The sequence below is a fragment of the Acidisphaera sp. S103 genome (assembly GCF_009765975.1).
In the GTDB taxonomy this organism is placed as follows: domain Bacteria; phylum Pseudomonadota; class Alphaproteobacteria; order Acetobacterales; family Acetobacteraceae; genus Rhodopila.
Window position 1 is genome coordinate 122,863 of sequence record NZ_LMUJ01000072.1, and the last position, 25,316, is coordinate 148,178.

Genomic DNA, 25,316 nt, shown 5'->3' on the forward strand with positions numbered 1-25,316 from the left:
AAAGATCTTTGATCCCGGCCGGTGCAATGCCAGCCGCCGGATGATGTTCTGGCCGTCGAGGTTCGGACGACAAATCCCGCCTCATCATCCGACATCAGGAGGACACCAACATGGCTGATCAAGGTTCCCACGTCGGCACACACGAACAGCATGTGAAGGCCGGTGAGCAAAGCCACAAGAGCACACCGAGCGGATCCCACTCGCAGCAGGCCAAAGCGGCTGAGCAGAGCCACAAGGGTTCGGACGAAGGCATGCGCGGAGGCTCGCACGAGCAGCCTGTCAAGGCCGGCCAGCAGAGCCACAAAGGCGGCTAGGCCAGGCTGGGACGATACGGAGGGGCGTCGGAAACGGCGCCCCTCTTCGTTTGGGGTTTATCGCAGGACGGCCTCGGTCTTGCGGGCGATCAGTTCGAAGTCGATTTCGCCGCCCAGGCCGGGTTCGGTTGGGGCGTGCATCAGGCCGTCGGCGTCGATCTCCAGGTCCTTGACCATGCCGTATTTGTGGGCGCCGTCGGGCAGCAGGACTTCCCACATCGTGGTGTTGCGCAGCGCCATGCAGAGGTGGAGGTTGGCGCGGTTGTTCAGGGAATTGCCGGAGTGGTGAACCTCGTACTTCATGCCGAAGGCCTCGGCGAGGTGGGCGGTTTTCAGCATGGTAGTCAGGCCGCCCTTGTTGGGGATGTCGCCGCGCAGGTAGTCGGTGGCTTTTTCGGTCAGCCAGATCGGGTAGGTGTCCAGGCCGCCGGCGGGGTATTCGGTGGCCATGATTGGGATGTCGAGTTTTTGGCGCAGTTTGACGTAGCCATAGATGTCTTCGTCGGATAGCGGGTCCTCGAACCAGTAGTAGCCGAGGTCCTGGATGGCTTTGCCGACGCGCAGGGCGTCGGTGTAGTCGTAGGACCAGGTGGAATCGAGCATCAGACGGTAGTCGTCGCCGACCGCTTTGCGGACGGCCTGGCAGACGCGGATGTCGTGGTCGGGGTCGCGCGGCGGGTGGATCTTGTAGGCCTGCCAGCCGGCGGCCTTGAACGCCTGCGCCTGATCGACGTAGGCGGCGACTTCGGGCAGCACCTGGGAACTGGCGTAGGCGGGGATCGAGGTGCGGTAGGTGCCCATCAGCGCGTGGACCGGCAGGCCTGCGATCTTGCCGGCGAGGTCCCACAGCGCGGTGTCCACGGCGCCGATGGTGCGATAGCTGACGGCTCGGTTGATCAGGCGCATGCCGGCGTGGATGCGCTCGCGTTCCAGCGGGTCGCGGCCCATCAGCATGGGCTTCAGCGAGCGGATCAGTTGCGGGCCGTCCATGGAGGCGGGATTGCTGGCGGAGCCGAGGAAGGCGTGACCCTCAAGCCCCGCGTCGGTGTGGATGCGCAGCAGGCCGAGGTTGCTGCCGGCGGCGGCGGTGGCGCCCTGATGGTAGACGGTGGCCGGGATGTCGTTCCAGGCGAAGATCGTCAGCGAGACGTCGTCGATTTTCATGGTGTTCCTCCCCGTGGGTCACCGGGGAGGTTGGCACGGACCGATGGTGGGGAGAACCCGTCAGCGCGGGACGTCGGGTGATGTGCGGCCGAAGATGGGGTGGGATACGGCGTCGTTGACGATGATAGTGGCGTCCTCGGGCAACAGGAAGCCAGCGGCCTCCGCGTCTCGGGCGGCGATGCGGATACGGTTCAGGTAATCGCTGTTGTCCTTGTAGCGCTGCTGCAGCGAGGGTTGCTTGTTCGCCGGGTCGTTTGTCTTGGGGAACGGCAAATAGGCGCCGACGAGCGAGCAGGAGAAGCTGAGCGGCTGGTTTTGGGCACCGTTAACACCGAGCGGAACGGCGATGTCGGGGAGGCGGACGCCGCCGATGGGATTGCCGTCGGCATCGCGTTGCGGGATCTGGACGGTGGCGTCGGGCAGGTTTTTCGGTGCCTGCAGCACGGTGGGATCGCCTTTGGCCGACTGCAGCGGCATCAGTGTGGTGGGTGGTGGTTCGGTGTTGGTGGCCACCCATTGGTCCAGGCGCACCAAGGTGGCGCGGGCCACCGGCGCCCAGTCGAGCCGGCCCGGGGGCAGATCGCATCCGGACGCTTTGACGACTGTGGCGTGGGAGGCACCGGCGACATCGTACATGCGGACATTCGGGGGCAGTGGCAGGTCGGTGGTGCCCTTGGCGCCGGTGCGACCGAGTGAGGCTCGGATGGAGAAGTAGTCCACGGTGGAGTTGAGCAGAAGCATTTTGGGTGGGATTTCGCCGCGGGCTTCGACCTTGGCGATGATTTCGCCGATGGTCAGGATGCCGTCGTGAACACCGGGGAAGTCGGGTTGGGCGAAGCTGGGGGCGCCGTTGGCGCTCGATTCGGGGCCGGTGCCGGATCGTAGGATCGGCAGCAGGCCGGCGCCGGAAACGAAGACGTGCATGCCGTCGAAGACACGATGGCCGTCTGTCTGGTTGAAGCCGTCCAGGAGGAAGGTTTTCAGGAAACGGCCGTCCTGGGATTTGCCGGTGGCGAGGATCCGGCTGATCTTGCCGGCCAGCGGGTTGGGTGTGCCGGTCGTGTCGGATGCCGCGTGAGCGAGGAAGTCGGCGTCGTCTCGGACGATGGCGAAACCGACGCCCTCGACATAGCGCTTCTTGCCGTCTGGATCGGTAAATGAGGGCAGGTCGGCGCCTTGGCCGAGTTCCCAGTAGATTTCGGCGGCGGCGTAACCGTTGTCTTCGAGGAAGCCGTTGCCGGGATCGAGGTTGCCTGATTGGGATGGCAGGCCGCGTGGGCTGTTGTAGAGGGCGTTGGCGTAGGCGTGGCCTCGGTTGGGGACGTCGACCAGCAGGGTGCCGTTGCCGGTGGCGGTGTCGGCGGGCATGAACAGGATGATACGGGCGGCGTATTCAACCATGCCGTTGGCGTTGCGGGTGGCTTTGTCCAGGTCGGGGATGAGAGTTGAGGTTGGCGGGAGTTCACCGACGATGCGGCCGTCCCAGCGGACGTAGTCACCGGGTTGGAAGGAGCCGTAGGGCTGCTTGGCGGTTATTTCGAGTTTGGTGACTTTGGCCTGGGCCATCGATGTCGTGAGGGCGAGGGTTAGTGCCGTGGCGATGCGTGCCAGTGTTTTCATGATCGTTTCCCCGGTTTGGGGCAGGTTGGACGATTTGGTCCGTGGAGATCAAGGACGCCGCTACCGCCCGCCGCCGCGCTGCAGAGGTTATGAGAGCACAATATTGGCGCGTGCCTGAACGATTTCGGGGCGCGTGCAGCAGCCTTTCGTTATTTGAGTGAACTTCCGTTGGACTGCCTCAAAGTGAGCGGCACTTGCCTCCATAGCGCATTCCGTGGCCAGGTTTGGCGCGGGATTGACAATGTCCGGACGATAGCGATCATGCCGCCACGGCTAGGTAAGGCGACTTTCCGACGGGTCTTTAGGCGAAACGTCGGCCTGGGAATTGGCATCAAAGCTGGAAAATGGGGAGGTTCATATGGCTAAAAACGCCAATGTGCTAATCATCCGGCACGGCGAAAAACCTGCAACCGGAACCGATCTGACCGTTGCCGGCCAAGAGCGTGCGCAGGCTTATACTGTCTATTTTCAGAACTATTCCGCCAATGGGACATCGCTCAAGCTGAATTATCTTTTTGCTGCGGCGGACTCCAATGACAGCCATCGCCCCCGCCTGACCATAGAACCGCTGTCCAAAGCCATCGGCGTGAGCATCGACGCCTCGCACAAGGACAAAGATTACAAACAGGTCGCGGACGACATCAAAGGTCATTCGAAATACGACAACAGCAATATCCTCATATGCTGGCACCATGAGGAAATCCTTGATCTCGCCAGTAAGCTTGGCGTGGACCCGACCAAGCTTCCGTCGACCGCCAACTGGCCCCCAAGGTGGCCGGGTAGCGTTTACGGATGGTTGTTGCAGATTTCCTTCGATGGCAACGGGAATGTCCAGCCGTCCCAGACGTTCTGCATCAACGAGGCACTGATGCACGACGATACCGAGGCACCGCCCGGCTAGTGTTTGGACTGACTGGAGCCGCCAGCCATCGCTCAGTTGTCGTTACGGGTGATGAATATAAACGTCACCGGCCTTACCGGTATCGAACCACGCCCCGCCGGCCGGGTCGATTTGGTTTACGATCGTGTCGCAGCTGATCGCGGCGGGGGAAGCGGACAGGCGGGAGCGGCTGGAATCTTGCTTGTTACCGGAGGACACGGGTAATATTGCGTCGACAGTTGCACTTCTTGGGCAGCGTCGTCGCCCTGGACGAGCCGGATCAATTCGAGCGCCTCGTCGAGGCCGGAGGAAATGCCTCCACCTGTCAAGCGATTGCGGTCGCGCCAAAATCGTGGGTGTCCGGGCGCGATCTTCACGTTCGGAAAGCGGTCAGTCAGACAGTTCGTGAAGGCCCAGTGGGTCGTTACCGTATAGCCGTCGAGCAGCCCCGCGGCCGCGAGCAGCAGCGCGCCCTCGCACACAGAACAAACATAGGTTGCTCCCTCGCTCTGCCTGACGAGGAAATCCAGGAAGACCTTGTCTTCCATGCGTTCGGCGAGGGCAGCGGGATCGCCACCCGGCGTCCATAGAATATCGAAGCGCGGGGCGTCATCGAAGGATGCGTCGGCTTCGATCACGAGACCACCTCGGCACTGAACGCGACCCTTATGTTTGGCGGCGATCGTAAGATCGAAGCCAGCCCAGCTCAGCATTTCAAAAGGACCGGCTACATCGAGCAAGTCGACGAGATGGTACACAGGAAATCCGACACGCATCAGCTTCTCCCGAGTGAGACTGCAACTGTTCCCCCGTTACAACGGGGAGATGGAAGACGATCGCCTTCTACGCAGGCGAAAGCGTGGGCGGGTCACCCGATCCGTAACAACCGAGCGCCCTCGGCGCGGAGCCAGGGGATGGCGGTTTTGGTGTGAGGGGTCAATTCGTCCACCAGCGACCAGAATTTGGGGCCGTGGTTCATGTGGCGGAGATGGGCGACCTCATGCGCCACGACGTAGTCCTGGACGAAGGCGGGGGCCATCAGCAGACGCCAGCTCAAGGCCAGGGATTTGTCGGGCGCGCAGCTTCCCCAGCGGCTGGTGGTGTCTTTTACCGTGACCCGCTTGGGGGTGATGCCGATCAGGCCGGCTTTCGCCATCGTCAGCGCGCCGAGGCGGCGGAGGGCTTCCCGACGGAGGAAGTCGCGGACGCGGCGGGAGAGGAATTCGGGGGCACCGGTGACGTGCAGTTCCTGATCCAGCAGGAAGGCGCCGCCCCTGGCGGTGGGGGCATGGCGGATGCGGTGGGGGACGCCGCATATCGGCACCATGGCGCCGTCAGTGAAGGTGATCGCCTCCGGCAATGCGGCCAGGCGGTCGGATACCCAATCGGCATGGCCCATCAGCAAGGCCATGCCGGCTTTGCGGGTTGCTCTGGTCGGCAAAGTCACGACGACGGCGCCTCCGGTCGGGTCGATCCGTAAAGACACCCGGCGTGCCCGGCTGCTGCGGCGCCATTCCACGCGCGCCAACCCGGATGGCAGGGCGAGCATCTCAGGCTGGAGATCGTCCATGGGGCTCAATGCACAGAGATTCGATCGATTCGTCAATGTTGTTCGTGATCGGGCGCTTGAGCCGGGCGGCATTTCAGTGTAGACGTTATATTATAACATTGCAGGACGACATCATGCACCGGCGTTCCTTTATTGCGGCTTTGGGGTTGGCGCCGCTTGCGGCACGGGCGGCGGAGAAGCTGCGGGTGGTCGCCAGCTTCTCCATCCTGGGCGACCTGGTGCGGCAGGTGGGCGGGGACGCAGTGTCGGTCGAGGCGCTGGTGGGGCCGAATGGCGACGTGCATGTGTATGAACCTCGACCGAAGGACCTGCGCACGCTGTTGGCGGCGGGGCTGCTGGTGCGGAACGGGCTGGGGCTGGAAGGGTGGATGGACCGGCTGACGCAGGCCGCGGGATTCAAGGGTCAGGTTGTGGTGGCGGCAGACAAGGTCAAGCCGCGGACGATGAAGGAGGACGGCGGGGCGATCGCCACCGATCCGCATGCCTGGCAGGACCCGGCGAACGCTATTTTGTATGTGCAGGCAATCGCGGATGGGCTGGCGGCAGCCGACCCGGCGCGTGCCGCGGCGTGTCGCGCTTCGGGCGAACGCTATGCGGCCGAGATCACCAAAGTGGATGGGTGGATCGGTGCGACGCTGGGCGCGATTCCGGCCGATCAGCGGCGGATCATCACGACCCATGACGCGTTCGGGTATTACGGCGCCCGGTATGGAGTCGAGTTCCTGTCGGCCGAGGGGATCAGCACGGAATTCGAGCCCTCGGCCAAGGCGATTGCCGCGCTGGTTGCGCAGATCAAGCGGGAAAAGGTGCGGGCGGTGTTCATCGAGAACATGACCAGCCCCCGCATGGCGGAAATGCTGGCCAGGGAGACCGGCGCGAAGCTGGGGGGGACAGTTTACTCCGACGCGCTGTCGCCGCCGGGGGGGCCGGCGACGACGTATCTGGATATGCTGCGACACAACACGACGCTGTTCGCGGGGGCGATGCGGACGGCGTAGATGGGGCACTTCATTTTCCTGACTGGTTGAAGCTGTTGCCGTTCGGGCCATAGGATCGCCCGATGAACCCTGTGCCGAAGTTTCAGCGCCTGGCTTTCTTCACGCGCCTGCTGGACGCGGCACCGCCGGCGGAGCGCTATCGCCTGGCGGCCGAACAGATCGTTCATGCGGAGCGGTTCGGGTACGACGTGGCCTGGGTCGCCCAGCATCATTTCCATGAGCACGAGGGCGGGTTGCCGTCGCCGTTTGTGTTTCTGGGTCACCTTGCCGCACGGACGTCTCGCATTCGTCTCGGCACCGGGATCGTCACCTTGCCGCTGGAACTGCCGGTGCGGGTGGCCGAGGATGCCATCGTGCTGGATCTGATCAGTGGCGGGCGGTTGGAATTGGGCGTCGGCAATGGCGGCAATCCGACGGCTTTCGCGGGGTTCGAACTTGATAAGGAAGACCGAGCAGGGCTGTATGCGCGGAATTTGGTTCGGCTGCGGGGGGCGCTGGCGGGCGAAGCGATACCGGGTGGCGACAGGCTGTATCCGCGGCACCCCGATCTGGTTGAGCGTATCTGGCAGGCGACTTTCTCGGTTGCCGGCGGGGCGCGGGCCGGTCTGGCGGGCGATGGGCTGATGCTGTCGCGGACCCAGCCGCGTCCGGACGAGACCCCGAACGCAACGCTGGCGGAACTGCAGGAGCCTATCATCGACGCCTATCTGGCCGCGTTGCCGCAGGGACGGGCGCCGCGCATCGTCGGGTCTCGCAGCGTGTTTGTCGCTGAATCCCGGGCCGAGGCGCTGCGTCTGGCCGATATCGGTCTGCGGACGCAGGCTCGGCGTTTCGTCGAGCGGGGGTTCAGTATTCAGGGCGACACGGTGGCCGATCTGATCAGGGCGTTCGATGTGCATGTCGGCACGCCGGACGACGTGATCGCGTCGCTGTGCGCCGATACGACATTGCTTCGGTGCACTGATCTTGCAGTGCAGGTGCACTCGGTCGATCCACCGCACCCGCTGATCCTGCGATCGATCGAGTTGGTGGCGCAGGCTGTAGCTCCGGCGTTCGGCTGGCAGCCGGCTTATGGGCGGCACGCGGAAGCGGAGGTTGTTGTATGAGCGAACGGGATGTCATCGATTTGCTGGCTGGTCTGGCGCCGGGCTCGCCATTGGCGGCGATCCGAGACCGCAAGCCGGTGACGCGGCAGAACGCCCAGGCCAGCTATCGCGCGTTGTTCGAACCGGCCGATTTGGGTGATGTCTCGGCGCAGGAACGTTTCGCCGTGGCGACCTTCGTCGCCGGTCTGCACGCGGAGGAGGAAGCGGCCGCGTTCTACGCCGACGGTCTGGCGAGTACGGAACCAGACGCGGCGTTCGTCGTGGCGCTGTCGGCTGAGGTCGTTCGGGGCCGTACCGTTGGCCCGTACGGCGCGTACCCTGTCGGTCCGTTGAGTCGCGAGGATGTGGACGGACCGGTTTACTATGTCGCGGAAGCGCACCGTGCGGTCTTGGGGACGCGGATGACGGCGGCCTTGGTGCATGTGCATATGCTGGTCTTTCATCCGCGCGATTCCAGCGCGGCGGCGTTGCAGGCGTTGCTGGATGCCGGCTGGTCCAACACCGGGATTGTTACCCTGTCACAGCTTGTGGCGTTCCTTGCGTTTCAGATCCGAGCGGCCGCCGGTTTGCGCATCCTGTCGCGGAGTGTTTCATGATCGTTATTCTGCATCCGGACAACCATGAACCGGTGGCGTTCACCCAGGCGATGCTCGACTGGTTGCCGTGGCTGGAACCGCCGGCCGAGGCGACGCTGACCGAGCGGCAGCGTGCCAGTCTGGTCGATGCGGCTCGGTCCAAGTCGGCCTATTTTCGGCTGCTGGCGCGCGAGCCGGATATTCTGGAGGCTCGGACTCGCGCCGATAAGGACATCTTCTTCAATACGTCATCCGGGTTGCCGCGGGCCGAACGCGAACTGGCGGCGGCGGCGACGTCTCGCCACAACGGTTGTATCTACTGTGCTTCGGTGCATGCGCGTCATGCCACCACGTTTTCGAAGCGGGCGGAGGATGTGCGGCGTCTGCTGGAAGAAGGGGTTGGGGCCGATCTGGGGGAGCGGTGGAATGCGATCGTTGCTGCGTCGGTCGCGTTGGCGGCGACGCCGATCGCGTTTGGGGAGGCGCATGTGGCCAGGCTGCGCGCGGCGGGGTTGGACGACGCGGAGATCGTGGATGTGATCCACGGCGCGGCGTTCTTCAACTGGGCCAACCGGCTGATGCTGTCTCTCGGTGAGCCTGCATCAGCCGGGGCTTGAAGGTCGGGTTGTACGTGCCGCCGTGGGTGGCCCGGACTTCGCCGGGCCATGACGATGGTGAGAAGGTGGATAGGAGTCGGTTAGCCCGCGGCCGCCAGTTTGTCCTGGGTTTTTGTTTCGAAGTCGCTGGCGTCGTGGCGTTCGTGCAACTGGGCGGCGGGGTCGCCTTGCAGGCGGTTGACGATGCGGCCTCGCTTTACGGCGGGCCGTTGGGCGATCGTATCGGCCCAGCGCTGCACGTTCTTGTAGTCCTGGACTGCCAGAAACTCACCGCCGCCGTAGAGCAGGCCTTTCGCCAAGCCGCCGTACCACGGCCAGACGGCGATGTCGGCAATGGTGTAGTCGGCACCGCCGAGGAACTCGGTTTCGGCGAGGCGGCGGTCGAGGACGTCCAGTTGGCGCTTCGTTTCCATCGCGAAGCGGTCGATGGCGTATTCGATCTTGGTGGGGGCGTAGGCGTAGAAGTGGCCGAAGCCGCCGCCGAGGTAGGGGGCGCTACCCATCTGCCAGAACAGCCAGGACAGGGTCTCGGCGCGTTTCGCGGTGTCAGTGGGCAGCAGGGCACCGAATTTCTCGGCCAGGTGCATCAGGATGGCGCCGGATTCGAAGACTCGGATGGGTGTGGGGCCGCTGCGGTCGAGCAGAGCGGGGATTTTGGAGTTCGGGTTGATGGCGACGAAGCCGCTGCCGAACTGGTCGCCGTCGCCGATCTTGATCAGCCAGGCGTCGTATTCGGCGCCTTTGTGGCCGAGGGCGAGCAGTTCCTCCAGCATGATGGTGATTTTCTGGCCGTTGGGGGTGCCCAGCGAATAGAGCTGCATGGGGTGTTTGCCGACGGGCAGTTCCTTGTCGTGGGTGGGGCCGGCGATGGGGCGGTTGATGTTGGCAAAGCGGCCGCCGCTGGCTTTGTTCCAGGACCAGACCTTGGGAGGGGTGTATTCTTCGGTTGATGTGCTCATGGGGATAGGCCTTTCGGTAGTTGAGGGAGAGAGTGGGGACACTGGCGGTTTTGCGCAAGCCGTGTGGGGCGGTAGAGTGATTCGACTGAGGAGGAGGCAACGATGCGGGTGATCGACGTCCAGGTTCATGCTTACGAGCACAACCATCCGGGACGGCCCTGGGCGGGCGTGCTGCATGGGCCGCAATCGGCCAATGGCGAGGAGATGGTGGCGGCGATGGATGCCGTCGGTGTCGATGCCTCGGTTATCGTTTCGACGTTTAATCTTTACCGATTCGATCCGAGCTATGCGCTGGCGTGTTATGAAAGGTGGCCGGAGCGGTTTCGGGTGGTGAAGCCGATCGATGTCGTCGATCCGGCGATTGACCAGGTGGTGGCGGATTGGGCTGCGACCAAGGGCGCGGTTGGGGTGCGGATCATGCTGCGGGATGAACTGCCGAGCGATCCGGCCGATCCTCGGGTTAATCGGGCGTTCGCGGCGGCGGGGCGGCATGGGCTGCCGGTGAATTTCCTGTGCTGGGGTCGGTTGGATCACGGAACGGAGCTGGTACGGCGCAATCCGGATACGGTGGTCGTGATCGATCACCTCGGGCTGTTGCAGCCGAGCGGGCCGCCTCCGTTTGCTGAGCCTTGGGCGGATCTGCCGAAGCTGCTGGCGCTGGCGGCTTATCCGAATGTTCGGGTGAAGATCAGTGGGGCTTGTACGTTGTCCCGGGTGGGGTATCCGTACGGGGATATCTGGGAGCCGGTGATGCGGATCATCGATGCGTTCGGGGTGGATCGGTGCATGTGGGGGACGGATTGGACTCGGACGAGCGGGGTGCTGACTTATGAGCAGGGGGTTCGGCCGTTCGTGGAGACGGCGCGGTTGTCGGAGGGGGATCGGGCCGCGCTGATGGGGGGGACGGTGGAGAAGGTTTATGGGTGGTAGGGGGCGCAGGCGCCGTCGTCACGGGCCGAGATCACCGCCGGTATATTCGGCGCTGATCCTCCAGAAAGGAACTTTATTGCTCAATTCGTTTACATATAGTAACCGCTAGACACGACTGGTCGATTTGAGAATGTCTGTGCCAGAATTAGGTTTCATCGGCAAGCCTTCAAAATTCGAAACCACTCAAACGACGGCTCAATCTGACTGCAAATTTATCTGTGCTCCCCGACACAAAGTCGGTCATCCGAATCAGCGCCATATAAAGCGAATCATCATTGCGCGGGGCATTGACTCCCAATAGCGAAAATACACGTTCTGATTTGAAGGATGGCCTCGCCTCTCTATGCTCCATGCACGCGCTACACAAGGCCGTCAATAGAATATCGATAACGGAATAAGCACCAATCTCTATTTCTGTCTTTCGCGGCTCCTGAAATACTTTATCATAAGCCAGCCGCTTTGCCGACGTCACAATATTTTTCGCTTTGTCTTCGCAATGTGACAGGAGATCATCATCGAATTTGCCAGCCATAATCGTGCTCTCATTTTTGAAAAACTCATCAATAGCTTGGCGGACTAAATAGTCGACAACTTTACCACGAAGGTAGCCGAGGCGCCGAGGAGTATCCTCCGGGGATATAGCAGCGTACTGGGTTGTCTCCACGTCAGATAGACCTTCGCATAGAATGGACTCGACTTCATGAAATCCGAGAATTCCCACCTCTAATGCGTCTTCCAAATCAACTATCGCATAGCATATGTCATCAGCTGCCTCGACTAAAAAAACCAGAGGGTGCCGCGCCCAACATGCCTCGCCGGTTTTTATAAGACCAAGCTCAGCAGCAATTTCTTCCATGCAAGTGATTTCCGTCTGAAAGAAGCCGAACTTCTCCTTATGAATCAAGGCTGCATGTCCAGACGACCATGGATATTTGACAAATGTACCTAGCGTCGCGAATGTGGGCCGCAAGCCGCCTTTGAACAGATGTCCCTCAAGTTGGGTTAAAACACGGAGACCCTGCGCGTTGCCTTCAAAATGATGAAGATCCAGACGCTCTAATTCGTCCGACAACCCTTTTAGATATTCCGGATTTTGTTGAAACCAGCCACGTATCGCAAATTCGCCGGCATGACCAAAGGGGGGATTACCGATATCGTGCGCGAGACAGGCAGCTTGCAGTATTGAACCCAAGTCTTGGGCCGTCACATTTTCCGGCAGCTTACCTTCCTGCCCGAGTTTCAGACCTGCCCGTGCCCCCAAGCTGCGACCAACACTGGCGACCTCCAGAGAATGCGTTAGTCGCGTGTGAACATGATCGTTGTCGGGTAACGGATGTACCTGTGTCTTTCCTTGCAAGCGACGAAACGCACGAGAGAAAACTATTCGGTCGTAATCCTTCTGGAATTCCGACCTTCCATCTTCAGCAGGGTGTGGGGAGTCATCTCTGAAGCGCTTTGAAGAAAGCAATTGTACCCATTCCATTGACATTACCACCTATTCCTTAACTGTTCCTTCGTATGCTCACAGTGAGATAGGCAGTGAGTAGGCCGAGTCGGGTAGCAGCTTTTCGTGACGACGTCAAAACCGAAACCAGCCTTGTGGGTTAACTCACCCTGGGCGGTGGACTTACGACATGACATGGGGTACCATATATGTTCCACAGTATATAGGAAGGGAGTCCTGGCGATGGTCACCTTTATTCACGACAGACAATTTTTGAATCGAGGCGACGTGGTCATCGTAGAATGTGATCATCAGTGCAATGTTCGCGTGATGGACGATCATAATTTTGAGAAATTTAAGCAAGGAGTTCAACATAGGTATTACGGAGGATTTTACCGAATACTCCCGGCGCGGATAGTAATACCAAATTCTGGATACTGGAATTCGACTTTGGATTTGGGTAGCAGGCATGCACATGTACGACATGCCGTCAGATATCTTAAATCATCGCACGTTACTGCGGCATGATTTGACAATGTGTAATTCGACTTCAGAGTGATTCCGAACTCACGCGAATACTCAGCCTTCTAGTAATGATGATGACCTTGGACGCTCGTTATGGCAAGACTCAAGCCGCATTCGCGGCAAGTCTTGCCAAAATCATTATGGATCGTCCACCTGGGGCGACATTTGCTCGGTCGCGGCATCGGTCGCTTCCGGTCAACATGCGTCTCGCAATCATTACGAACAGCTGCGATTTTTCCATTCAATCGCCACTAAAACTCCGCCTTCACCCTCGCCCAGTCCTCGATCGCGGCTTCCTGGCCGGGGGCTAACTGCACCGTGAACTGCGTGTAGCCGCCGTCGCGCAGGGCGGCGATGCGGTCGCGCAGATCGGCTTCCTCGCCGGTGAAGGTCGTGCGGCGGATCATCTCGGCCGTTACGAAGGGGCGCTCGTTCGGCTTTACCACCATCAGGTGGCCGCGGTGGTTGGTCAGATACAGCGCGTCGGCCGGCTTGAACGACTTAGCCAGTTCCACGTAGCCGGCGATGGGTTCGGCGAGTTCCGGCGGGATGGGGGACGTGTTCGGCAGGCCGGATAGCGCTTCATCGGCCGCGCGATGCAGCAGCACCGCCGCCCGCGGCCCGGCCTGAGCCATGGCTCGGTCGCTGTCGGCTGCCTCGCCTGGCGCCAGCACGCAGCCCAGGGCGAAGGCGACCGCTGACAGGTCGGTCATGTCGTTGCCGGCGCGGTCCCAATTGGACTGCATCTCTTTCATCGCCGTAACGCCGCCGGGCACGTCGCCGACGAAGTTCAGCCACCCCGCGCCCAGCCTGGCCGTCAGCGCTCGGCCGCGCGGGCCGTAGGCGGAGATGTGCAGCTTCACCTCATCCCGCAGGTTGATCAGCTTCAGTTCGGGGTTGAGGAAGGTGATTTTCCGAGCCTTGCCCTCGACCTCGAAGTCGGGGGTCTCGCCGTCCAGCAGGGCCATGACGACGCGGATGTATTCCTCCATGTCGCTCTGCTTCATGGCGCCCAGGCCCATGGTGCGGCGGCCGGTGAAGCCGGTGCCGACGCCGAAATCGATCCGGCCGGGGGCAAGCTGGTTCAGGGAGGCGAAGGCGTTGGCGGTGACCGGGGCGATGCGGTTGGTGGGGATCAGCACGCCGGTGCCCAGGCGGATGCGGGACGTCTGGACCGCCGCGGCGCCCATGGCGACGAAGCAGTCGGCGCACAGCATCTGCGTGTCGTAGAACCAGGCGTGGGAGAAACCGAGTTCCTCCGCCCGTTTGACCACTTTCCAACTGTCGGCGGCGGTGGCGACGGCGATGCCGAATTCCATGGTGGTTATCCTATCAAGCCGCAGGCGAGGCGGCCGCCGACGCCGCCCGTCAGGTTGGGGGAATCGCTGTAATTGTCGTTGTAGATGTGGACGATCAGCGCGTGGCCCTTCAGGATGTCGGTGTTCTTGATGCGCGGCGCGATCAATGTCTGCGTCGTGGTGCCGTCGAGTTGCACGGTCAGCGCGGGCAGGTCACCCAGGTAGCCGTTGCCTGAGGGGCCTTCGTGCTTGCCGGTGTTGTCGGGGTCCAGAGGCGCGCCGGCGGCACCGGCTGGAATGCGTACACCGTTGATGAAGGTCGGGCCGCAGTCGGCATTCTCATGCACCAGGAAGCCGTGCGGTCCCGGTGGCAGGCCATGCAATTCCAGCTTGAACGCGGCGCCGGCGCTGGTCTCGGAGATGGTGACCGTGCCAAGGGTGTCGCTGGTACCGCTCTGCGTTGCTTTTTTCATAGTGACGGTCAGGTCTTCCGCCCAAACCGGCAGGGCGACTGCGACGGCCATCATCGCCAGGCCCACCATGGCGGAGAAACGGATGGAGTTGATCGGGTGCTTCATGGGGTCTCTTTTGCTCGCCTGCGCTACAGCGGTGATTCGCACGCAACGCCGGTCGATGGCAACCTGACGTGCAGCGCGAAAAAGGAAACCGCCATGTCCGATATCACCCAAGCCAGCTTCACCTTCGCCGATCTGCCGCTGACGGGTGGCGGCAACCTGAAGGAGGTAACGTTGGCCTACGTCACGCGGGGCCGCCTGGCGCCGGATGGCCGCAACGCGATCCTGGTCACGCATGGCTATACCAGCGGCCCGCGGATGATCGAGCCGGGTGTTGCGTCCTCGGAAGGGGCGTGGAGCACGCTGGTGGGGCCGGGTGCGCCGATCGACACCGACCGGTATTTCGTCGTGTGCTCCAACATGCTGGGATCGAGCTATGGATCGACCAACGCCGCGTCGATCGATCCGGGTACGGGCAAGCCGTACGGGTCGCGGTTCCCGAAGATCTCGGTGGTGGACATCGTCACGGCGCAGAAGCGGCTGCTGGCGCATCTGGGGGTCAATCATCTGCGCGCTGTGGTGGGGCCGTCCTATGGCGGGTTCCAGGCGTTCCAGTGGGCAGTGACGTTTCCGGACTTCATGGATGGCGTGGCGCCGGTGGTGACGTCTCCGCTACCGCCGCAGTCCGACCGGGTGGAGGGACTGATGAAATGGTTCGGGAAGGACCCGAACTGGAACGGCGGGGACTATTACGACAAGGGCGGCGTGCACGGGACGCTGACGGCGCTGCGGGTGGATACGTTGACCCGTTATGGGATGGCCAACAGCCTGGCCGAACGATTCCCCGAACCGGCCGAACGGGATGCGGAACTGCGGCGGATCGCCTCGGCCTGGGCGGACGCGTTCGATGCGAACTCGCTGTTCATCCTGGGGGATGCGATGGCGCGTTATGACGTCGCGAAGGATTTCGAGCGGATCAAGGTGCCGGTGTTGTATGTGCTGTCGCGGACGGACGCGCTGTTTCCGCCGAGCCTGGCACCGGGGGTCATGGCTGGGTTGCGCGGCGCCGGCGTGGACGCGGCCTACGTGGAAATCGACAGCGAGCATGGCCATCTGGCGTCTGGCGCGGATGCGGGCAAATGGGCGCCGGCGCTGCGTGACTTCATCGCCAGGCTGGAAGCTGCCGCATGAGCGCTGTTGACGACGCTATAACCTCCCGCCGGTCGATCCGGCGGTTTCTGCCGACGCCGGTGCCGGCGGCAACGGTGGAAGCGATCCTGGACGCGGCGGCGCGCGCGCCCAGTGGGACGAATATGCAGCCCTGGCGCGGGTACGTGCTGGCCGGGGCGGCGAAGGACGCGCTGGTGGACGCGGTACAGGCCGCGTTCGACGCACCTGCGTTCGATCGCACGCAGGAGGTGCCCTATTACCCGGACGATTTCTTCGAGCCTTATCTATCTCGCCGCCGGGCAGTGGGGTGGGATTTATATGGACTGCTGGGGATAGCGAGGGGTGAGGCGGCGAAGGCCAAGGTGCAGCACCGGCGTAATTTCCAGTTCTTCGACGCGCCGGTAGGGATGATCTTCACCATCGACCGGCGCCTGGCCACCGGGTCCTGGCTGGATTACGGCATGTTTCTGCAAAACGTCATGACAGCCGCCCGCGGCCGCGGGCTCGATACCTGCCCTCAGGCGGCCTGGACGCATTTCCATCGCGCCATCCGGCCGGTCCTGGGATTGGCGGAGGAGGAAACCGTCGTCTGCGGGATGGCGTTGGGGTACGCGGACCCGGATGCGCCGGAGAACACGCTGGTGACAACGCGGGTGCCCGCCCGGTCGTTCATGCGCTTTGACGGATTCATGTGATCTATCCACAGGCTTGTGGAACATGGGGAGAACGTGTCGAGCGGCAAATGTCTAGTGGGGTGAGAGACGTTCAACCGGTAGAGTCGAGGTTTGGTTTAGCGAGATTACGGCGTGGCAATCCAGCCACAAATGCTCCATATTGTGGTATTGGCTGCTGTCGGACCCATATATGGTTTGGTTCGAATCCAATGGCCTGGGGCAGAAAGGTGTTTCGCGATATGACGTTGCCAGGGGAGACCGCCGTGCTCGATGCCGTACAGATGCTCGATGCCGTTCAGATGCCGGGTCGTTATCAGGTTCATGTCGACCGGTCTCGGGACGCATTGCTGACGGATTTCGGGCGGGCGACCCTGACGGACCGGTATCTGATGCCGGGCGAGGATTTCCAGGACCTGTTCGCGCGCGTCGCCTCGCAATACGGCGACAGCCACGCGCATGCGCAGCGGCTGTACGACTACATGAGCAAACTGTGGTTCATGCCCTCGACGCCGATCCTGTCGAATGGTGGCACCAATCGCGGGCTGCCGATCTCTTGCTTCCTCAATGAGGCGAATGACAGCCTGGATGGCATCCTGGGGCTGTGGACCGAGAATGTCTGGCTGGCGTCGAAGGGCGGCGGCATCGGATCGTACTGGGGCAACCTGCGCTCGATCGGGGAGAAAGTTGGAGCGGTCGGCAAAACGTCCGGCGTTATCCCCTTCATCCGGGTGATGGACAGCCTGACCCTGGCGATTTCGCAAGGATCGCTGAGGCGCGGATCGGCGGCGGTGTATCTGCCGGTGTGGCACCCGGAGATCGAGGAATTTATCGAAATTCGCCGCCCGACCGGGGGTGATCCGAACCGCAAGGCGCCGAACCTGCATCACGGCATCCAGATCCCCGACGATTTCATGCGCGCGGTGGAGAATGATGAGCAGTGGTCGCTGCGGTCCCCCAAGGACAAGTCCGTGGTGCGGTCGATTTCCGCCCGTGCGCTGTGGGTCCGCATCCTGACTGCTCGGATCGAAACCGGAGAGCCGTACCTGGTGTTCTCCGACCACGTCAACAACGCTCGTCCCGAACACCACAAGCTCGCCGGGTTGGAAGTGAAGACGTCCAACCTGTGCAGTGAGATCACGCTGCCGACCGGCTTGGATCATCATGGCAACGAACGCACCGCCGTGTGCTGCCTATGCAGCCTGAACCTCGAGAACTGGGCGCAGTGGGAAGACGAACCGCTGTTCATCGAGGACATCATGCGGTTCCTCGACAACGTGCTGCAGGATTTCATCGACCGGGCGCCCGCAGGCATGGAGAAAGCGAAATACGCGGCGATGCGCGAGCGGTCCGTCGGACTGGGCGTGATGGGGTTCCACTCGTTTCTTCAGGCGCTGAATGTGCCGTGGGAGAGTGTGGTCGCCAAGGTCTGGAACAAGAAGATGTTCCGGCATATCCGAACGAAGGCGAACGCGGCGTCGGTGAAGCTGGCGGAAGAACGCGGCGCGTGCCCGGATGCACAGGAATATGGCGTGAAGGAGCGGTTTTCGCACAAAATGTCGATCGCGCCGACCGCCTCGATCTCGATCATCGCGGGGAATTCCTCACCGGGGATCGAGCCGATTGCGGCGAACGTGTTCCTGCAAAAGACGCTGTCGGGGAGTTTCTCGGTCCGCAACCGGCATCTGCAGAAGCTGCTGGCGGAGAAGGGATACGACACCGACGAGGTTTGGTCGTCGATCACCACGACCAAGGGCAGCGTGCAGCACCTGGATTTCCTGGATGAGCAGGAGAAGGCGGTTTACAAGACGGCGTTCGAACTGGATCAGCGCTGGGTGGTGGAACATGCGGCGGATCGCGCGCCATTCATCTGCCAAAGCCAATCCGTGAATGTGTTCCTACCGGCGAATGTGCATAAGCGCGATCTGCATCAAATTCATTTCATGGCGTGGAAGAAGGGCGTGAAGTCGCTGTACTATTGCCGGAGCCTGTCCATCGCTCGGGCTGACAATGTCAGCGAGAAGGCGGTGGCGCCGGCGGCATTCACCGGGATGATGCTGGGGGCGACATTGCCCGCGAACGATCAGCCGCAGGGACGCCTGCCCCTAGTGGCGATGGCGGGCGTTGTGAACACGACGGATTATGAAGAGTGTTTGGCGTGTCAGTAGACGGGCGAGCAAGGTCTGAAGGATAAAGATCGCGGCCCGATCTGCGCGAAACGTTCCATGGGAAAGAGTACCCGATGAATTTGTTCGATCTAAAAGGCAAGGTTGCTGTCATCACCGGTGGCAACGGCGGCATCGGACTTGGGATGGCGAGGGGGATCGCCTCGTGCGGCGCGAGCATCATTATCGCCGGTCGTGATGAGCAGAAAGCCGCGACCGCGCTGGCGGCGCTGCATGAAATGGGTGCGAACGCCAGCTTCATCGTCGCCGACGTGACCAAGAAGGCCGAATGCGAAGCGCTGATCGCCCAGACGGTGGCCAAGCACGGGCATGCCGATATTCTGGTGAACAATGCCGGCACCTCGGTGCGCAAGATGCCTCAGGACTTGTCGGAGGAGGAGTGGCATCACGTGCTGGATACCAACCTGACAAGCGCGTTCCTGTGTTCCCAGGCAGCCTATCCGGTGATGGTGAAGGCCGGCGGCGGCAAGATGATCAATATCGGATCGATGATGTCGCTGCTCGGGGCGCCGTTTGGGGCGGCGTATGCGTCAAGCAAGGGCGGCATCGTGCAGATGTCCCGAGCGATGGCAACGGCGTGGGCGAAGGATAATATCCAGGTGAATGCGGTGCTGCCGGGCTGGATCGATACCGAATTGACGAAGGGTGCGCGACGGCAGGTGCAGGGGCTGCAGGACAGCGTGGAGAAGCGCACACCGCAGGGCCGCTGGGGTGTGCCGGATGACATGGCGGGGGTGGCCGCGTTCCTGGCGAGTTCGGCGTCGGATTTTGTTACTGGGACGGCGATACCGGTGGATGGCGGGTTCTCGATCGCGATGTAGGATTATTGCCTATCCGGTTTGATGCCGACCCCGGAAGTCCGGTCATTGTCACCCTGGGCGTGACTCGGCGACGACGCAGACGAGAGAACCTGCCTCCGCCCGCCGCTCATTTTGACTCATATCGAGCCATGCCACGGGAGGAGGCCCCGGTTACATCCGCACCCGTTTCATGTGGTGCCCCAGATACGCCGCGATCACCGCCGGATCGTCGACCACCGACCGCGGTGCCCCTTGCGCGATGACCTTGCCCTGGTGGAACACCACCGCCCGTTCGGCCAGCGACAGGATCACCTCCATGATGTGTTCCACGATCACGATGGTGATCCCCAACCCCTTGATCCGACGGACCAGTTCGATCGCCAGCCGCACCTCTGCCGGGGTCAGCCCGGCCAGGGCTTCGTCCAGCAACAGCAGCCGTGGCTCCGTCGCCAGGGCGCGAGCGATTTCCAGCCGCTTGCGGCCGGGCGTGCCAAGCGATCGGGCGGGCGAGTCGGCGAGAGGCGACAATCCGGTGAAGGCCAGCACCTCCTCGGCCTTGCGCATGGCGCCGGTTCGGCCGGGATGGCGCAGGAAGGCACCGACCATGACGTTGTCCCGCACCGTCATGTCCTCGAACGTCACAGGCACCTGAAAGGTCCGAGCCATGCCCAGGCGAGCGTGCGCCTCGGGGGTGGCGTTGGTGATGTCCTGGTCCAGGAAGCGGATGGTTCCCGCTGTCGGTTCGGCGTCGCCGGCCAGACAGTTGAAGAAGGTGCTCTTGCCGGCGCCGTTCGGGCCGATCAAGCCGATGATCTCCCCCTCACCGACATCGAGGTCCGCGCCATCCACCGCTCGGAAGGCTCCAAATGCCTTGACGATGCCGCGCGCTTCAAGAAACACGCGGTGCCCTCCGTCCCGCGGAGAATTTCTCCGTGACCAACGCCCAGAACGCCGCGACCCCACCGGGCTGGAACCGGGCGACCAAGACGATGATCGCGCCATAGACGATGAAGGTGACGCCGGTGCCGCCACCGCCGAACGCGGCGTTCGTGGTTTCCTCCAGCGGGATCAGGATCATGGCGCCGACCAGCGGGCCGAACAGCGTCCCTGCCCCGCCCAGCGCTGCGACGATAATCATTTTCACAGAGATCAGAATCCCCAGGGCGCTGTCGGGATCGATGAAACCGACCATGACCGCATACAGCGACCCCGCAATCGAGGTGAACGCCGCCGACAGAAACAACGCGTACAGCTTGTAGCGCAGTACCGGCACACCGAGGCTACTCGCCGCCCGATCGCCGCCGCGGATCGCCGCCAGATAATAGCCCATCCGGCTGCGCTGCATCAGCCAGGTCAGGCCCAGCAGCACGACCAATACGAACGAAAACAGATAATGGTAAGGCACCGGGCTGATGAACGACAAATCCCACACGCTGCGCGGCACCGGCGGTCCCATCAGCCCGACCGCCGCACCCAGCAGCGGCCAATTGCCGGCGAGAATCCGGAACAACTCGGCCACCGCGATCGTCGCCATAGAGAAATAATGCCCGCGCAGCCGGAAGGTCGGCGTGCCGATGAGCGCTGAAATCGCCATGGAAACCACGACACCGACCGGCGCCCCCGCGATCGGCGGCCAGTGCAGGTCCGTATAAACGACCAGCGACGCATAGGCACCGGCACCGAAATACACCGCGTGCCCGACCGAGACCTGGCCGGCATAGCCGCCCAGCAAATTCCAAGCCGAGGCGGAGATCGCGGCCAGCAGCACCAGCGCGCCGATGCGCTGATAAAACACATCCTGCACCATCAGCGGCCACGCCGCGATGAACACGAACCCAACGACGACGAGCGGCCATTGCTTCATGCTCAGTTCGTCCCCATCAGCCCCTGCGGACGCACCCACAGGACCCCCAGGAACAGCGCATAGACCACCACGTCCTGATACACCGCGCCGATAAGATAGGCCGACAGCGCCTCGATCACCCCGATCGCCAGCCCGGCGATCAATGCCCCCGGCACGCTGCCGAAGCCGCCCAGGCAAACAACGACGAAGGCGATCAGCGCCAGCGATTCCCCGACAGTGGGTGAGATATAGAAGAACAGCGCGATCAGCGCCCCCGCCACGCCGGTCGACGCGGCGCCGATCCCCCAGGCGACCGCCTGCATCCGGTCCGGCCGTATCCCCATCAGCATGGCTGCGTCGCGATCCTCGGCCACCGCCAGCAGACGGCTGCCCAACGCCGTGCGGGTCAGCACGAGGTGCATGCCGAATGTAATGACAATCGCCAACACACCGGCCAGTAGCCGAGACGCCTCGATCCGCAGCCCGCCGATGTCGAACGTGCCACCGACCAGCGTATCCGGCAGTGAGACAAAATTCGCCGTGAACGCCCAGAACGCCGCATAGCGCAGCACCAGCGCCAGCCCGAACGTGCCCAATATCTGCGCCAGCATCGGACCCTTGGCGATGTGCCGCACCAGCCCGAGATAGACCACCACGCCCAGCAGGAACAGCAACGCCGCCGCGCCGGGAATGAAGAACACCGGGCCCAGATGCAACAGGCTGAACGCGAAGAACGCGGCATACATCGCCAGCATGACGAAATCGCCATGTGCGAAGTTGATGACGTTCATCATACCCCAGATCAGCGTCAGGCCGGACGAAAACAGAGCATACACCGAACCCATCAGCAGGCCGCTGACCACCACCTGCAGCAGGATCACCCCGTCACGCTCCTATGCTTGCCCGAAGTCGATCCTGACCGATGGGACGGCGGGCGGCAAGCTACTGAATCATGCAGCGGCGCATCATTTTTGATGCGTGGCCATCTTCATCACCGCTATATCGCCGCTTCGATCACCGGTGCGCGGAATAACTCATCTTGCGTGGGGCCAGTCGCAACCAAAACAATGTAACTGATATGCAACCGCTTTGCGTGCAGTGTGGCGTTGGCGGGTAAGGGACGAACCGTGAGCGAGCAAACGAGTACTCTGTCCGTGGCTATCCCGCATCAGCACGGGGTTGACCCGAGCGCTCGGAAATTTGCTTTGGCTTTGATCGCCCTGACCTTGCTTCCAATCGTTTTCTTCGGAGCGTTGTCCGGCCCGCTGAACGGCAATTCCGTGACGATGCCGATGGCGAAAGCTATTTGGCTCGCGGGCGTCGCGCATGTCGGGATGACCGGGACACTTTGGTTCGACCAGCGCTACCGTCAGCACATCCGCGGACGGCCCTTCTATTTCTATGCTGGACCGGCAGCCCTTGCGACCGCCTGCATCTTGGGTGTTCAGGCGTTCGGCGATCTCGGATTTCGCGTGTTCACGTCCCTCTATACGATCTGGCTCTTCTACCATTTCGGTCGCCAGAATTGGGGGCTGCTTTGCCTGATATCGACGGCGGTCAAAGCGGGACGCCCCTCCGACATGGAAAGGCAAATCTGCCAATGGGCGCCCGTCGCCGGAATGGCCGGGGCGCTGATCGGGGCGGAAGGCGCGGGCGGCTTGGCGATTGTCCGCCAGGTTGGATTTGCCGCCGGGCTGGTGGTGGCGGGGGTTTCGCTGGCAGTGGCCGTCTGGCAGTTCACCAACGGGACGCACCCGATCAAAACAGCAATGACCGTGACGGTCGGCCTGTTCTTTCTGCCGGTCTATGTTTTCGGATCGTATGGCGCGGTCGCCGTCGGGGTGGCGCACGCCTACCAATATATACTCGTTATGATCTGCATGGATGCACAGCGTCGCGCATCGGCGCCAAGGCGCTGGTTCCTCCCCCTGACGTTTGTCACGGTGATTTACGTCGCGGCCTTTTTCGTGATGAACCGTGCGGAGGGTGACCTGGCGCGTCCGCTCGCGGTTCTGTGGAATTCGATCATCATATGGCACTTCATCATCGACGCCGATGTGTGGCGTCTCAGCCAGCCGTTTCAGCGGCAGGTCGTTAAAGACAATCTGCCCTATTTGTTTCGGTAGCCCAGATAATGGTCGGTCTGGCTAGCTCCCAAATCGATGGATACGCCGACATCCCCCAGCCATGGACAATGGCTGCTGGCAAGAACCGAGAGGCTTGATCTTGCGTGTCGGACATGATTGAAACGTCGCATCGAAATGGATCGTGGGACATCGGGACGACGATAATCGTATCCGGCCGACCGGGCGGTATGTTCGCCCGGTTCGCGGCAACAGACCTCGCGATTCTCTTCCTCATGCTTGGTTTGATCGGTGTGTTGCCGTTGGTGTTTCTAACACCGCCGTTCCAGGTGCCGGACGAGCAACAGCACTTCTACCGAGCCTATCAGTTATCCGAACTCGACCTGCGCGGAGTGGTGCGGGACGGTGCGGCGGGCGCGGTGCTGCCGTCGTCACTGCCGGAACTGGCGGACCGCTTCCTGGGTACGCGTGCGATCCACACCGATCGGCCGGTACGGCCGACCCCATTGCGGGAAACGCTCAAGATGCTTGCCAAGCCGCTCGATCCGACGCGGCGGGAATTCGTCGATTTCTCTGGCGCTGCGTTTTATTCGCCGTTGCCCTACTTGCCACAAGCGGTGGCAATCGCGGTGGGGCGAGGATTAGGCCTTGGGCCGCTTGGTCTGCTATACGCGGCTCGCTTGGTAAACGGGTTGGCGGCACTGCTAGTGGCCGCCGCCGCCCTGCGCGCGTTGCCGGTTGGCAACATGTTACTGCTGGTGTTCGGGCTGCTGCCGATGGCGGTGTATGAGTTCGCGTCCGCCTCCCCGGATGCGGCCATGATATCCGCGGCATTTCTGTTCACGGCCACCGCCATGCGGGCGAGGTTCCGCGGACGGTGGACGTGGAAGCAGGTTTTGCTAGCCTGTGTTGCTGGCTGCGTTTTTTGTCCGCTGAAGCCGGTCTACGCCCCGCTGCTTGTCATGGGATTGCCTGGCGTTTTTCGGCGCCGGGCGGCCGGCCATGTGATCGCCGTGCATGCCGTACTGATCGCAACCGTGCTGGGCGCCACCGGGTTATGGTTGGCCTATATTTCTTCCACCCTGGTACTTCCCGTGCCAGGTGCGAGCCTTTCTCAGCAGTTTGCGGGTATCGTTGCCCACCCCAACGTGTTCGCCGGCACCGTTCTCAACACGATTGAAGTCAATGGCCTTTTCTATATGTATGGCACGATCGGAATCCTGGGTTGGCTTAGGATTCCACTTCCGGAAACCATGTATCTACTGCCGATGATCGCGGTGCTGATGTGCGTAATGCTACGACATCCGATAACGCCTCGCATTGGCCCGGCGGAAGCCCTTTGGCAGACCCTGCTTCTCGGCACCAGCGCGTTGTTGGTTCTGATTGCGCTTTACCTTTACTGGACTCCTGTTGGTGAGCACGTGATCTCCGGCGTGCAGGGACGTTACTTCCTGCCGCTTGCCGGACTCGCGGCCGTGACCCTTGGCGCCGCCGTGCCGCCACGTCCGCGCACGCTTGGCCCGCTCCTGGAGTTGGTGGTGGTGCTGACGGTCGCCACCGAGGTCGTATGGACCAGCATCGTCGTCGTGCAAGCCTATAAGGTGTTCTAGATGGACCATGCCCCACCTGACGTGTGGATCGGCCAAGGATCTTTGTCTGATGCCCGAACCGAGTGGACAGCGTGCGTGGACGCACCGGTCGTTGCGGTGGTGATCCCAGCCTATCGGGTGCGGACCCACATTTTGTCCCTGTTGGCGCGCATCGGGTCGGAGGTGGGGCTGATCTTCGTCGTGGACGACGCCTGCCCGGAGGGTTCGGGCGCCCATGTGCTGGCGGAATGCCATGATCGGCGCGTGGTGGTGCTGGTGCATGGGCAGAACCAGGGCGTGGGTGGCGCCGCCATAACCGGCTACCAGCACGCAGTCGCGGCTGGGGCGGACGTGATCGTCAAGCTCGATGGAGATGGGCAGATGGACCCCGCGCTCATCTCGCGCTTCGTGGCGCCAATCCTTCAGGGGCGGGCGGATTACGTCAAAGGCAACCGATT

At 62.3% G+C, this 25,316-nt stretch carries 26 protein-coding genes; 15 read left to right on the top strand and 11 right to left on the bottom strand.

Annotated elements, in window-relative coordinates:
- The first annotated feature begins 110 nt into the window (after window positions 1–110).
- Complete coding sequence (locus GSQ89_RS25720; protein ID WP_158930621.1) at window positions 111–314, top strand: hypothetical protein; 204 nt, start codon at window positions 111–113, stop codon at window positions 312–314.
- A gap of 57 nt (window positions 315–371) precedes the next feature.
- On the opposite strand, the gene GSQ89_RS25725 is transcribed toward GSQ89_RS25720, so the two are convergent.
- On the bottom strand, window positions 372–1,478 hold the full coding sequence (locus GSQ89_RS25725) for an enolase C-terminal domain-like protein (protein ID WP_158930623.1): 1,107 nt from the start codon (window positions 1,476–1,478) through the stop codon (window positions 372–374).
- Between the two features lie 60 nt (window positions 1,479–1,538).
- Window positions 1,539–3,098, bottom strand: a complete 1,560-nt coding sequence (locus GSQ89_RS25730; protein ID WP_158930625.1) for an alpha/beta hydrolase domain-containing protein — start codon at window positions 3,096–3,098, stop codon at window positions 1,539–1,541.
- 358 nt (window positions 3,099–3,456) lie between these two features.
- Between GSQ89_RS25730 and GSQ89_RS25735 the strand changes: the two genes are divergently transcribed.
- Complete coding sequence (locus tag GSQ89_RS25735; RefSeq protein WP_158930627.1) at window positions 3,457–3,999, top strand: hypothetical protein; 543 nt, start codon at window positions 3,457–3,459, stop codon at window positions 3,997–3,999.
- 116 nt (window positions 4,000–4,115) lie between these two features.
- Here GSQ89_RS25735 and GSQ89_RS25740 read toward each other — a convergent pair whose 3' ends face one another.
- Entirely contained in the window at window positions 4,116–4,754 is a 639-nt protein-coding gene (locus GSQ89_RS25740) for a DJ-1/PfpI family protein (protein WP_158930629.1), read from the bottom strand.
- 92 nt (window positions 4,755–4,846) lie between these two features.
- Complete coding sequence (locus GSQ89_RS25745) at window positions 4,847–5,548, bottom strand: M48 family metallopeptidase (RefSeq protein ID WP_158930631.1); 702 nt, start codon at window positions 5,546–5,548, stop codon at window positions 4,847–4,849.
- A gap of 113 nt (window positions 5,549–5,661) precedes the next feature.
- Here GSQ89_RS25745 and GSQ89_RS25750 point away from each other — a divergent pair, with 113 nt between their 5' ends.
- From GSQ89_RS25750 to GSQ89_RS39440, 4 genes are all read left to right on the top strand, one after another.
- Window positions 5,662–6,546: a metal ABC transporter solute-binding protein, Zn/Mn family gene (locus tag GSQ89_RS25750; RefSeq protein ID WP_158930633.1), complete on the top strand. Its 885-nt coding sequence runs from the start codon at window positions 5,662–5,664 to the stop codon at window positions 6,544–6,546.
- A gap of 62 nt (window positions 6,547–6,608) precedes the next feature.
- Window positions 6,609–7,652: a putative FMN-dependent luciferase-like monooxygenase gene (locus tag GSQ89_RS25755; protein ID WP_158930635.1), complete on the top strand. Its 1,044-nt coding sequence runs from the start codon at window positions 6,609–6,611 to the stop codon at window positions 7,650–7,652.
- Window positions 7,649–8,248, top strand: a complete 600-nt coding sequence (locus GSQ89_RS39435; protein WP_158930637.1) for a CMD domain protein — start codon at window positions 7,649–7,651, stop codon at window positions 8,246–8,248. Before GSQ89_RS25755 ends, GSQ89_RS39435 begins: the two co-directional genes overlap by 4 nt.
- Window positions 8,245–8,844, top strand: coding sequence for an alkylhydroperoxidase domain protein (locus tag GSQ89_RS39440; RefSeq protein WP_158930639.1), 600 nt, complete (start codon window positions 8,245–8,247; stop codon window positions 8,842–8,844). Before GSQ89_RS39435 ends, GSQ89_RS39440 begins: the two co-directional genes overlap by 4 nt.
- 80 nt (window positions 8,845–8,924) lie before the next feature.
- Here GSQ89_RS39440 and yghU read toward each other — a convergent pair whose 3' ends face one another.
- Window positions 8,925–9,803 (bottom strand): glutathione-dependent disulfide-bond oxidoreductase, encoded by an 879-nt coding sequence (gene yghU, locus GSQ89_RS25770; RefSeq protein WP_158930641.1) that lies wholly within the window; start codon window positions 9,801–9,803, stop codon window positions 8,925–8,927.
- Between the two features lie 102 nt (window positions 9,804–9,905).
- Here yghU and GSQ89_RS25775 point away from each other — a divergent pair, with 102 nt between their 5' ends.
- Window positions 9,906–10,733 (top strand): amidohydrolase, encoded by an 828-nt coding sequence (locus tag GSQ89_RS25775; protein ID WP_158930643.1) that lies wholly within the window; start codon window positions 9,906–9,908, stop codon window positions 10,731–10,733.
- A 166-nt stretch (window positions 10,734–10,899) separates the two neighbouring features.
- On the opposite strand, the gene GSQ89_RS25780 is transcribed toward GSQ89_RS25775, so the two are convergent.
- Window positions 10,900–12,216, bottom strand: a complete 1,317-nt coding sequence (locus tag GSQ89_RS25780) for a deoxyguanosinetriphosphate triphosphohydrolase (protein WP_158930645.1) — start codon at window positions 12,214–12,216, stop codon at window positions 10,900–10,902.
- A 204-nt stretch (window positions 12,217–12,420) separates the two neighbouring features.
- Here GSQ89_RS25780 and GSQ89_RS40265 point away from each other — a divergent pair, with 204 nt between their 5' ends.
- Entirely contained in the window at window positions 12,421–12,705 is a 285-nt protein-coding gene (locus GSQ89_RS40265; RefSeq protein WP_158930647.1) for a DUF1883 domain-containing protein, read from the top strand.
- 248 nt (window positions 12,706–12,953) lie between these two features.
- Here GSQ89_RS40265 and GSQ89_RS25790 read toward each other — a convergent pair whose 3' ends face one another.
- Both GSQ89_RS25790 and sodC read right to left on the bottom strand, forming a co-directional pair.
- On the bottom strand, window positions 12,954–14,021 hold the full coding sequence (locus tag GSQ89_RS25790) for an LLM class flavin-dependent oxidoreductase (protein WP_158930649.1): 1,068 nt from the start codon (window positions 14,019–14,021) through the stop codon (window positions 12,954–12,956).
- A 5-nt stretch (window positions 14,022–14,026) separates the two neighbouring features.
- Complete coding sequence (gene sodC / locus GSQ89_RS25795) at window positions 14,027–14,578, bottom strand: superoxide dismutase family protein (RefSeq protein ID WP_216856393.1); 552 nt, start codon at window positions 14,576–14,578, stop codon at window positions 14,027–14,029.
- 93 nt (window positions 14,579–14,671) lie between these two features.
- Here sodC and GSQ89_RS25800 point away from each other — a divergent pair, with 93 nt between their 5' ends.
- The 4 genes from GSQ89_RS25800 (at window position 14,672) to GSQ89_RS25815 (ending at window position 19,363) form a co-directional block, all read left to right on the top strand.
- Window positions 14,672–15,706: an alpha/beta fold hydrolase gene (locus GSQ89_RS25800; RefSeq protein ID WP_158930651.1), complete on the top strand. Its 1,035-nt coding sequence runs from the start codon at window positions 14,672–14,674 to the stop codon at window positions 15,704–15,706.
- Entirely contained in the window at window positions 15,703–16,380 is a 678-nt protein-coding gene (locus tag GSQ89_RS25805; RefSeq protein ID WP_158930653.1) for a nitroreductase, read from the top strand. Before GSQ89_RS25800 ends, GSQ89_RS25805 begins: the two co-directional genes overlap by 4 nt.
- Before the next feature lie 218 nt (window positions 16,381–16,598).
- Window positions 16,599–18,524 carry a ribonucleoside-diphosphate reductase subunit alpha gene (locus tag GSQ89_RS25810; RefSeq protein ID WP_371734293.1) on the top strand — a complete coding sequence of 642 codons (1,926 nt, stop codon included), beginning with the start codon at window positions 16,599–16,601 and terminating at the stop codon, window positions 18,522–18,524.
- Between the two features lie 74 nt (window positions 18,525–18,598).
- Entirely contained in the window at window positions 18,599–19,363 is a 765-nt protein-coding gene (locus tag GSQ89_RS25815; RefSeq protein WP_158930657.1) for an SDR family NAD(P)-dependent oxidoreductase, read from the top strand.
- Window positions 19,364–19,513: 150 nt separating this feature from the next.
- Here GSQ89_RS25815 and GSQ89_RS25820 read toward each other — a convergent pair whose 3' ends face one another.
- Genes GSQ89_RS25820 through GSQ89_RS25830 form a run of 3 tightly spaced genes read right to left on the bottom strand, consistent with a single transcriptional unit; the run spans window position 19,514 to window position 22,066 of the window.
- Entirely contained in the window at window positions 19,514–20,242 is a 729-nt protein-coding gene (locus GSQ89_RS25820; RefSeq protein ID WP_158930659.1) for an ABC transporter ATP-binding protein, read from the bottom strand.
- Window positions 20,232–21,206, bottom strand: a complete 975-nt coding sequence (locus GSQ89_RS25825; protein WP_158930661.1) for a branched-chain amino acid ABC transporter permease — start codon at window positions 21,204–21,206, stop codon at window positions 20,232–20,234. The genes GSQ89_RS25820 and GSQ89_RS25825 overlap by 11 nt, the downstream gene beginning before the upstream one ends.
- Before the next feature lie 2 nt (window positions 21,207–21,208).
- Window positions 21,209–22,066 (bottom strand): branched-chain amino acid ABC transporter permease, encoded by an 858-nt coding sequence (locus GSQ89_RS25830; protein WP_216856395.1) that lies wholly within the window; start codon window positions 22,064–22,066, stop codon window positions 21,209–21,211.
- Between the two features lie 324 nt (window positions 22,067–22,390).
- Here GSQ89_RS25830 and GSQ89_RS25835 point away from each other — a divergent pair, with 324 nt between their 5' ends.
- The 3 genes from GSQ89_RS25835 to GSQ89_RS25845 all read left to right on the top strand — a co-directional run.
- Entirely contained in the window at window positions 22,391–23,311 is a 921-nt protein-coding gene (locus tag GSQ89_RS25835) for a hypothetical protein (protein ID WP_158930663.1), read from the top strand.
- Between the two features lie 233 nt (window positions 23,312–23,544).
- Window positions 23,545–24,879 (top strand): DUF2142 domain-containing protein, encoded by a 1,335-nt coding sequence (locus tag GSQ89_RS25840; RefSeq protein ID WP_158930665.1) that lies wholly within the window; start codon window positions 23,545–23,547, stop codon window positions 24,877–24,879.
- A gap of 75 nt (window positions 24,880–24,954) precedes the next feature.
- Window positions 24,955–25,316: glycosyltransferase family 2 protein (locus tag GSQ89_RS25845; protein ID WP_254073369.1), on the top strand; the 362-nt coding region annotated here is incomplete at its 3' end.

Coding starts and splice junctions, on each gene's coding strand:
- GSQ89_RS25780 (WP_158930645.1), bottom strand. CDS start 12,216: ATGGAATGGGTACAATTGCTTTCTTCAAAGCGCTTCAGAGATGACTCC.
- yghU (WP_158930641.1), bottom strand. CDS start 9,803: ATGAGCACATCAACCGAAGAATACACCCCTCCCAAGGTCTGGTCCTGG.
- GSQ89_RS40265 (WP_158930647.1), top strand. CDS start 12,421: ATGGTCACCTTTATTCACGACAGACAATTTTTGAATCGAGGCGACGTG.
- GSQ89_RS25745 (WP_158930631.1), bottom strand. CDS start 5,548: ATGGACGATCTCCAGCCTGAGATGCTCGCCCTGCCATCCGGGTTGGCG.
- GSQ89_RS25825 (WP_158930661.1), bottom strand. CDS start 21,206: ATGAAGCAATGGCCGCTCGTCGTCGTTGGGTTCGTGTTCATCGCGGCG.
- GSQ89_RS25790 (WP_158930649.1), bottom strand. CDS start 14,021: ATGGAATTCGGCATCGCCGTCGCCACCGCCGCCGACAGTTGGAAAGTG.
- GSQ89_RS25840 (WP_158930665.1), top strand. CDS start 23,545: ATGCTTGGTTTGATCGGTGTGTTGCCGTTGGTGTTTCTAACACCGCCG.
- GSQ89_RS25775 (WP_158930643.1), top strand. CDS start 9,906: ATGCGGGTGATCGACGTCCAGGTTCATGCTTACGAGCACAACCATCCG.
- GSQ89_RS25725 (WP_158930623.1), bottom strand. CDS start 1,478: ATGAAAATCGACGACGTCTCGCTGACGATCTTCGCCTGGAACGACATC.
- GSQ89_RS25755 (WP_158930635.1), top strand. CDS start 6,609: ATGAACCCTGTGCCGAAGTTTCAGCGCCTGGCTTTCTTCACGCGCCTG.
- GSQ89_RS25810 (WP_371734293.1), top strand. CDS start 16,599: ATGACGTTGCCAGGGGAGACCGCCGTGCTCGATGCCGTACAGATGCTC.
- GSQ89_RS25750 (WP_158930633.1), top strand. CDS start 5,662: ATGCACCGGCGTTCCTTTATTGCGGCTTTGGGGTTGGCGCCGCTTGCG.
- GSQ89_RS39440 (WP_158930639.1), top strand. CDS start 8,245: ATGATCGTTATTCTGCATCCGGACAACCATGAACCGGTGGCGTTCACC.
- sodC (WP_216856393.1), bottom strand. CDS start 14,578: ATGAAGCACCCGATCAACTCCATCCGTTTCTCCGCCATGGTGGGCCTG.
- GSQ89_RS25735 (WP_158930627.1), top strand. CDS start 3,457: ATGGCTAAAAACGCCAATGTGCTAATCATCCGGCACGGCGAAAAACCT.
- GSQ89_RS25800 (WP_158930651.1), top strand. CDS start 14,672: ATGTCCGATATCACCCAAGCCAGCTTCACCTTCGCCGATCTGCCGCTG.
- GSQ89_RS39435 (WP_158930637.1), top strand. CDS start 7,649: ATGAGCGAACGGGATGTCATCGATTTGCTGGCTGGTCTGGCGCCGGGC.
- GSQ89_RS25720 (WP_158930621.1), top strand. CDS start 111: ATGGCTGATCAAGGTTCCCACGTCGGCACACACGAACAGCATGTGAAG.
- GSQ89_RS25730 (WP_158930625.1), bottom strand. CDS start 3,098: ATGAAAACACTGGCACGCATCGCCACGGCACTAACCCTCGCCCTCACG.
- GSQ89_RS25805 (WP_158930653.1), top strand. CDS start 15,703: ATGAGCGCTGTTGACGACGCTATAACCTCCCGCCGGTCGATCCGGCGG.
- GSQ89_RS25815 (WP_158930657.1), top strand. CDS start 18,599: ATGAATTTGTTCGATCTAAAAGGCAAGGTTGCTGTCATCACCGGTGGC.
- GSQ89_RS25740 (WP_158930629.1), bottom strand. CDS start 4,754: ATGCGTGTCGGATTTCCTGTGTACCATCTCGTCGACTTGCTCGATGTA.